Source organism: Ruminococcus difficilis (genome assembly GCF_016680995.1).
The window spans coordinates 1-7,620 of the sequence record NZ_JAEQMG010000039.1; the positions used below are offsets into that span (position 1 = coordinate 1).

A 7,620-nucleotide genomic window follows, 5' to 3' on the forward strand; every position below is an offset into this window, starting at 1 on the left:
CCGTCGGATTGCCGATTGTAGCATTTTTATGATAACCCGTCAAGGTCAAGCGGCTGTGCCGTGCCTACGTATCGCCTCCGGTTCAGAATCTATGAATAGACGGATTTATGTGCACACCGACGTACCCTTTTCGTTGAGGACTTCATTGACCTTTGCGTAATATATGAGCAAAAATTTTGCTGCTGCGGCAGTCATGTAAGAATAATAATGTTTTCCTTCGGAGCGTTTCCTGTCAAGAAATACATAAACAGGGTTATCAATCGGCTTTTGGGTACTAATCGCCCTAATGATAATAAATAGTGTTCTTCTTAAAGAAGACGAGCCTTTTTTTGTGATGGGACGGGATTTGGAAATGTGTTGCCCTGAATCATCCGGTTCGGTATCATATCCGAAAAATGCTGTGATTGCCCGTCTGTTATGGAAGCGTCTTGTATCGCCGATCTCAGCCATAAGCTGCGGTCCGGTTGATTCGCCGACGCCGTACATACCCATAACGACCTCATATTCGGGCAATGTAGAAGATAACCTGTTCATTTCTTTTTTCAGAGCGTTTTCATTTTCGCAGGCAGCATTTACGAATTCTGCGGCTTTGGCGATCATCAGGCAAAATGTTTCTTCGGCAGAAACTCCGGCAACACACTTTCTTGCATGAGCATGAACTTCTTCCGCTTTGCTGTCTTGATAGTGGTATTTGTTTTTTTCGCACCAACTCTTGTATTTTTTCTTAAAAGCATTGAGTGATAATCTTGCCACGGTATCACGGTGAGGGAACTTCGCAACAAAGTCAACCCACTTCAAGTGACCGTCAGAATCTCTTGCGGGCGAAGAAAACAGCTTGTTTATCCCCGGAAAAGCGGTATCTGTCAGAGAAATCAAGTTGTTTTTCAACATATTAGTGACTTTGATAACCTTTTTGACTTGTCTGTTCAAAGTTTTCAAAGATCTTCTGATGTCTTCTTCCGGTTTGTATTCAGTTAGATCAAGCCATGAGTTGAGAGCGTAAGAAGCTATCTTTATCGCATCTTTCTTATCCGTCTTAGCTTTACGCAGAGTGTTGCCACCGTAGTCGCTGATTAACATCGGATTGACTACGGAAACAAATATACCGTGTTCGTGGAGACGTCGGGCAACAGGCTCATAGTATACTCCCGTCGCTTCCATAACAACCCTTGTTTCACCGGACAGCTTCTTGATATTCTTAGCAAGTTGGTCAAGTTCGCTGTCCGTGTGAGACACCTCGAAAGGCGCAGCCACCACTACGCCGAAAGGCTGGAGTATAGCAACTGTACTTTTTCCTTTGGATACATCAATTCCTACTGCGTTCATCTTCATCGCTCCTAATAATTGTTTGTAATCGGATAAATCCAAGCAATTTATTCATTACCTATTCAATCTGTTGGGTGACACGAACGCACCGGCAACGGTGGCACAACCTGCACAAAACGAACGCTATAATGAAAGCGTGGATGACTGTCTAAAATACGAGCGTAAAACTCACGGAGAGCGTCGTCAATCCAATTACCGCTTTCATTATAGCTTAAGTAACGAATTCGAGTAATCCCTTACCGGCTGCAAGGGCTTTACCCGACTAAATATATTGTAACAGGGAGAGAGCTGATGAAAGCATTCAGTTCGCACTGAACCGCTCAGGCGAAATGGAGCATCGCGGAACAACAAATCCCTTGTCCTCCGCCAAATATAACGGATACCCACTAGGGTGTCCGTTATATTTTTTACCGCAAACTCAGGAGGACAAGGGATTTGAAGGCGATTCTTACAAAAAATCACCCGCCGAAACCGACGGGTGAAAAAGCATTTATGAAGATACTCCCATTACTATGGTTACTATTCGCACAACAAACAACGCGAATGATACCCACATGACAGGATGAATGTCCTTGATTTTGCCTGTGATAACCTTGAGGATTACCCACGTGATTATACCAAACATAATGCCGTTCGCGATTGAGTATGTGAAGGGCATTGTGATGATAGCAAAGAAACCACCGACTGTGTCTGCGATGTCGCTGTCGAAATCCATCTTGGTTACGTTCTTGATCATCAGCAAGCCGACGAATACAAGCGCAGGAGTGGTCGCGAAGGACGGAATCGCAAGGAAAATCGGATAAAGAGGCAAAGCCAGAAGGAAGAGTACAGCAGAAGTCAGCGCGGTAAGACCTGTCTTTCCGCCCTCAGCAACACCGGTGGTGGACTCAACATAAGAGGTAACGGTAGAAGTACCGAGAATGGAACCGCCTACGGTACCGAGTGCGTCAGACATAAGCGCGCGGCCAACTCTGGGAAGCTCGCCCTTCTCGTTAAGAAGCTTGCCTTCCTGAGCAACGCCGATAAGTGTGCCGACTGTGTCAAAAAGATCAACAAAGAGGAATGCGAATACGATAACCGCGAAGTTGACGCCGTTCTGTACAACATAAGCGAAATCAAACTTGCAGAAGGTATTCTCAGCCATGGACTGAACAGGAGCGAATACGGTATAGTTGCTGAAATCGGGAATTACGGAAATACCGTGGTACCAGCCGGTGAGCTGGGCGACGATTCCGAGAACCCATGTAACGATAATGCCGATAAGAATCGAGCCCTTGACCTTGAAGTGCCAGAGAGCGGCGATTACGATGACGCCGACCATCGCGAGAACGAATTCGGGAGAAGCGACGTTGCCGAGCTTAACGAGAGTTGACGATGAAACAACCGCCTCGCCGGTCTCGCTGACAGTCGCGAACGCGTCGGTGGTAACAATGCCGGCACCCTTGAGACCGACAATAACAATGAACAAACCGATACCTGCCGAAATGCCGAGCTTGAGGTTCTTGGGCACCTTGTTGACCAGAGTCTCTCTGAACCTGAAGATAGAGAGAATGATGAAGATAACACCCTCGAAAAGAATGGCGGTCAATGCTACCTTCCACGGGTCAGTTATGCCCTGCGACGCGAGCTGAGGTACAACGGAGAAAGCGAAGTATGCGTTAAGTCCCATGCCCGAAGCGAGAACAACCGGGTAATTCGCGAAGAACGCCATAATCAGAGTAGCGAACGCCGCAGAGATGGACGTCGCAGCGAAAATGGCATCGCTGGGCATACCTGCCGCCGAAAGAATGCTCGGGTTGACAGCGAGAATGTAAGCCATCGCCAGAAACGTTGTCACACCGGCAACAATCTCTGTTCTGACGTTAGTACCATTCTCTTTTAGTTTGAATAGTTTTTCCAAAGAAAGTTCCTCCTCATATTTTTTTTGGAAATGAATTTCCAAATAGAATTATATCAAATAATATAAATTTTTCAAGTCTTTATTAGAATAATAAGCTGATTTGTAAAATTTTTAGGTATATTTCCTACTTTGCCGCCGAAAAAAGACTAAAAAAGTTTAAATTAAATCTTGCCAAACTAAAATTTGTATGATATAATATATCTTGCGTCTGGGGGTATAGCTCAGTTGGGAGAGCGCTTGGTTCGCATTCAAGAGGTCAGGGGTTCGAATCCCCTTATCTCCACCAGAAAGAGTTGCACAGTTGCGGCAACCGATTAGCCAAAGAATCCGCCCATCTTTCCGGGGATTCGAAGGCGACCGTTAAGAAAACAGTCCGGTGGACTGTTTTTAGGGAGAAAACAGATGAAACTTTTCTTTCATCTCTGAACCCATCATGCGAGATGGATCGTTTCGCGCTTTCAAACGCACCTTATCTCCACCAGAAGTGCCGCAGTCAAAACTGCGGCGCGATTTAAACAAAACAGAATATTATCTCATGGGGGTATAGCTCAGCTGGGAGAGTGCTTGACTGGCAGTCAAGAGGTCACGGGTTCGAGCCCCGTTATCTCCACCAAAAGCGCGGTATAAATAGCAATTTTCGGCTGTTTATGCCGTGCCAGACAACAGAATACAGTTAAAATGGTTTCGTATCGTTATCCCATTCAACAACGTCATGTAAACTTCGTTACAAGCACTATCCTCTTGATGTTTCCCAACATGAGAGTGAGATGTCGATGTAGCTACTAAACAAGATCGAGAAATTCACACAGATTTCCCCTCTTGCAGAGTGGATTAGGCTCTTACTCCGTCATAAGGTTATTCCGGTAGAATAACAACTGTGTGTTGGTCGCTTTCCTGCTGGTAACAGGATTGGCTTAAAAGTCAGAGGTCATCGCGTAACTCTTATATGACGGTTGAGTATCAGATACAATCCTATTCAGTTGTGTGGCACAGTTTATACTTGGAGAAATGACAGCTTGGTTTGGTAGACGTGGGCTGTCTTTTTCTTTTATATAAACCATACCAAATAAGATTATATATCAGTTGGAAATAAATGTCAATCGAAATTTGTCGAATCATATTACAATCCGATTACAATTACCAACAGAAGAAAGAATCATGCAGGGTTAGTGGACAATTTGTCCACTGCCCTGCTTTTGCGTCAGGACAAAAATCTGCAATGACCGCAATAATGACCAAGGCTAAATTTCTGCCAAAGTGGACAATTTGTCCACTCATTTCTATCCCCTGCCCCAATAGTGGGTAAAGTATTCTGTAAAAAATTCGGTCATTGATTCTCCGTTAGCGGCAGGATGGGTACGATCGTATTCCTCAGCGCAACTTAAGAGCTGCTGTTCCCATTCTTCCGCAATCTCCTTGATTTTTGGCAAATACGATGTTCTAAAAAGCTTTTCGGCTTCATCGTCCCATTCAGGTACTCCATCCCGATAATCTTCAAATGCATCCATTTCGCAGTCTGCAATGTATTCCGCAAAAGTTATCGGGCTGGACAACTCGCTTAATGAGAGAATAAATCCGTCTTTTGAACTATATCCAAAAGTGTCGTCAAGCTCCTGCCGAATACTCTCTAATCGTTCCTTAAAAACCTCAGCCCATGTCATCATTTCATTTTCCATTTCAATACTCCTTTTGTTCGTCGATGGGTCAAGTGGACAAATTGTCCACTCGAACCCGTTTTTGTATTTCGTTATTCTTTGACAGCCTTGTAGATTGCTCCTGCGCTTTCCATACGTTCCGCAAATTCACAGATATGATAGATATTGTCTTTGATTTCAACGTGCTAATTATCTATGAATCGGCAGTAACGCTCAACAGGCTTCTCGCCGGGATACTCGATTGTAATACAACCGCCATCGGAAATTCTGAACAAGTCGTTGTATTTAGAATCAATGAAGCGGATACCCTTCCCAGAACGCTCCAGATGGCTGTCTAACCAATCTTTTTTGTAGCAATAGCAATACAGGTTATACTCGCCCTTGTTCGGATTCAGGCGCATCAGGAAAGCATAATGCTCAGAATCCACCCTGACACCAAACTCTCTGCCATTCTCATACTCGAAGGTTTTGCCAACCTCATAGCAGAAATTCGCCATATCGCGCCGCTTGTGGAGAAATCTGCCCTTTTCGCAGAAATAGTCAATTGCCGCGTAGAACTCAGCCTTGAACTCGTCCGTGTTGTAGTCGGCGCGATGTTCGTTCCAAGTATGAAAGAACCCGCAGTCGCTTGAGCCAAAGTCGGCTCTGAGGTAGCCGACCAAGCCAGTCTGACCTGAAATCTGCTGACTGTTGTGGTAGGTATAAAGATATTCGGTGCCTTTGAGCGGAATGCTTGTAAATTCCATAATCATATCCTTTCTGCCCGTCCTGCCGATAGCACAGCCCTATATATTATAAAGTAAATACGCCGACTCCGCTTTCCGTCTTAATGAGAAACTCATTGCGGGAAAACATCTTTGAATACTTCGGGATTGCCTGATCGGGAATGTCGGTGAAGTTTTCCTCTCCCAAGCCGCAGATAAAAAACGTACCGAACATTAAATCCAGAATTGCACTGCTTTCATCGCGTAAGGCTCTGTTAAACGGCAGCCCGTTGATTTTACCTTCCTCGTTGCCGACATTATGTGGTGCACCACATAACATTGATTATGCGTACTAAAACATAATGTGTAGTAAAAGAACAAAATGTAGATTTTAAGCGTTTTCTGATACAAATATCGTAAGCGCTTAACAACCACACCATCAGACATAAATCGAGCCCTCAGCAAAAGCCGAGGGCTTGCGTTTTATGCATAATCCTTAAATCTTATGTTAACGGTGTCGGTTTTGTTCTGCTTGCGATGGATTCTTTCAACTCGTCGCTCCACGGCATAAAGCTCTCGAGCTCTTCGTTGGAAAACGGTCTGATTGCTTTTCCTGCGCAGAACTCTCTGATGCTCAATCCGCTTTCTTCACGCTCACGCACCATTTCGCTCCATTGACTCAACCTGACCTGTTGATCGTGATCGTTCCGCTCATGTTTTCGGCACGTCCGCCGCCGATGCCTACGCCGTTTTTTCCGCCTTTTGCGGTAACATTACCGCCGAGAATATTGACGCCGCCGTCTTTTGCTTCGCGCAAATCTCCTCCATCCTCGCCGGCGCCGATACCAGCGCCGCTCTCACCGCCGGTTGCGTTGACCGTGCCGTCGTAGATCCAGATGCCCATCGTGCCTTCCTCGTCACCGCCGCCGATGCCTGCGCCGAGCTTCTTGCTTGTGGCAGTTATATTGCCGCCGTAGATGTATGTGCGCGCGCCGGGCTGCTCATTGCCGCCGCCGATGCCTGCCGCATCAGTGCCGCCCGTGGCTGTGATATTGCCGGCGTAGATCCGAATAGCCGTTGTTTTGTCGGGCTTCTTTCCCTCGTCGCCGCCGCCGATGCCTGCACCGTAGGAGCCGCCTGTTGCTTCAATGGTCGTGCCGTGAATATTGATATTGCCGCTCGTCTCGTTTTCTCGTCCGCCGACGCCCGCATAATATTTTTTTCCGGTGGCGACGATCTTGCCCGTTCCGTAAATGTTCAGGGTCGCATGTTGATTTTTTTTGTCATAGCCGCAGCCGATACCCTTTTTACAGGTCAGCGTCGCTGTCAATCGCCTGAATGTTTTTCTTTTCATGTGTTTTCCTCCTCTTTGATGTCCTTTGACTGTTGTTTTCGGTCATCGGGATGATTGATATTTGCATACATACATCATTATAGCATGCTCTATCCATCAAACTTCCATCAAAAAAGCCCTCAAAACGGCTGTTTTGAAATTTTTTTTAAAAAAACGGACAATCCTGTTTGGGATTGTCCGCTGCTCTTTTATATTTTACAGTGTATTTACATACGCGACGAAATCGTCGATGCTGTATGTATATTCAACCTTGGCAGATGCGCCCTTAAAAATCAGGAATTCGCTCAAGCCGTATTCCTTGCCGTTGTCCGCCCAGTCATATGTATATCCTAGTCTTGTCCATGGGTACGCACTGTCGAAATAAGACCAAAGGATATTTGAATCGAACCACGACTTGTAGCGCTGATCGAATTACTCGTTACCCGTGGGCTGATATGTATTCGTCATCGGGGCGGTTATGTCGGTTACATAAGCGGGACGGTTCAGAACGCCCGGGTCGACCCAAAGCGCGGTGACCGTGTTGTAATTCTTTGACGTCGGCACACCCAAAACCTGGTGAAACCTCTCTGTCCAGTCAGTAACGCCTTCGCTTTCCTTTACCCAGTTGTACATTTCTCCGGCGGAAACGCACCACGCGTCTCCCCATTTCAATTCGACTTCTTCGCCCGCCGGATAGCTGTA

General features: G+C 46.0%; 7 protein-coding genes, 2 tRNA genes and 1 pseudogene. 2 read left to right on the forward strand and 8 right to left on the reverse strand.

Annotation, left to right across the window (positions count from 1 at the left end; genetic code table 11):
- Nucleotides 1-105 precede the first annotated feature (105 nt).
- Together JKK62_RS02515 and JKK62_RS02520 are read right to left on the reverse strand one after the other, a co-directional pair.
- A complete protein-coding gene (locus tag JKK62_RS02515) occupies nt 106-1,326 on the reverse strand; it encodes an IS110 family RNA-guided transposase (protein ID WP_201426837.1) in 1,221 nt (406 codons plus the stop codon).
- A gap of 490 nt (nt 1,327-1,816) precedes the next feature.
- Nucleotides 1,817-3,226, reverse strand: a complete 1,410-nt coding sequence (locus JKK62_RS02520; protein WP_201426838.1) for an NCS2 family permease — start codon at nt 3,224-3,226, stop codon at nt 1,817-1,819.
- Nucleotides 3,227-3,436: 210 nt separating this feature from the next.
- Between JKK62_RS02520 and JKK62_RS02525 the strand changes: the two genes are divergently transcribed.
- Both JKK62_RS02525 and JKK62_RS02530 read left to right on the forward strand, forming a co-directional pair.
- Nucleotides 3,437-3,512: transfer RNA gene (locus JKK62_RS02525), tRNA-Ala, on the forward strand.
- A 251-nt stretch (nt 3,513-3,763) separates the two neighbouring features.
- Nucleotides 3,764-3,839 (forward strand) — tRNA-Ala (locus JKK62_RS02530).
- A gap of 667 nt (nt 3,840-4,506) precedes the next feature.
- Here the strand turns inward: JKK62_RS02530 and JKK62_RS02535 are convergent.
- The 6 genes and pseudogenes from JKK62_RS02535 to JKK62_RS02560 all read right to left on the reverse strand — a co-directional run.
- Nucleotides 4,507-4,902 (reverse strand): hypothetical protein, encoded by a 396-nt coding sequence (locus JKK62_RS02535; RefSeq protein WP_201426839.1) that lies wholly within the window; start codon nt 4,900-4,902, stop codon nt 4,507-4,509.
- Nucleotides 4,903-5,066: 164 nt separating this feature from the next.
- Nucleotides 5,067-5,627 carry a hypothetical protein gene (locus JKK62_RS02540; protein WP_201426840.1) on the reverse strand — a complete coding sequence of 187 codons (561 nt, stop codon included), beginning with the start codon at nt 5,625-5,627 and terminating at the stop codon, nt 5,067-5,069.
- 46 nt (nt 5,628-5,673) lie between these two features.
- Complete coding sequence (locus tag JKK62_RS02545; RefSeq protein WP_201426841.1) at nt 5,674-5,925, reverse strand: DUF3846 domain-containing protein; 252 nt, start codon at nt 5,923-5,925, stop codon at nt 5,674-5,676.
- A gap of 163 nt (nt 5,926-6,088) precedes the next feature.
- Entirely contained in the window at nt 6,089-6,268 is a 180-nt protein-coding gene (locus tag JKK62_RS02550; RefSeq protein WP_201426842.1) for a hypothetical protein, read from the reverse strand.
- The gene (locus tag JKK62_RS02555) at nt 6,265-6,939 is read right to left on the reverse strand and encodes a hypothetical protein (protein WP_201426843.1); all 675 of its coding nucleotides are present in this window, start codon (nt 6,937-6,939) and stop codon (nt 6,265-6,267) included. Before JKK62_RS02555 ends, JKK62_RS02550 begins: the two co-directional genes overlap by 4 nt.
- 411 nt (nt 6,940-7,350) lie before the next feature.
- Nucleotides 7,351-7,620 (reverse strand): annotated as a pseudogene (locus tag JKK62_RS02560) (hypothetical protein); the annotation flags it as partial.

What these genes read in the sequence shown, in the direction of transcription:
- JKK62_RS02515 (WP_201426837.1), bottom strand. Translation starts at nt 1,326, where the DNA reads ATGAACGCAGTAGGAATTGATGTATCCAAAGGAAAAAGTACAGTTGCT.
- JKK62_RS02535 (WP_201426839.1), bottom strand. Translation starts at nt 4,902, where the DNA reads ATGGAAAATGAAATGATGACATGGGCTGAGGTTTTTAAGGAACGATTA.
- JKK62_RS02540 (WP_201426840.1), bottom strand. Translation starts at nt 5,627, where the DNA reads ATGGAATTTACAAGCATTCCGCTCAAAGGCACCGAATATCTTTATACC.
- JKK62_RS02545 (WP_201426841.1), bottom strand. Translation starts at nt 5,925, where the DNA reads ATGTTATGTGGTGCACCACATAATGTCGGCAACGAGGAAGGTAAAATC.
- JKK62_RS02555 (WP_201426843.1), bottom strand. Translation starts at nt 6,939, where the DNA reads ATGAAAAGAAAAACATTCAGGCGATTGACAGCGACGCTGACCTGTAAA.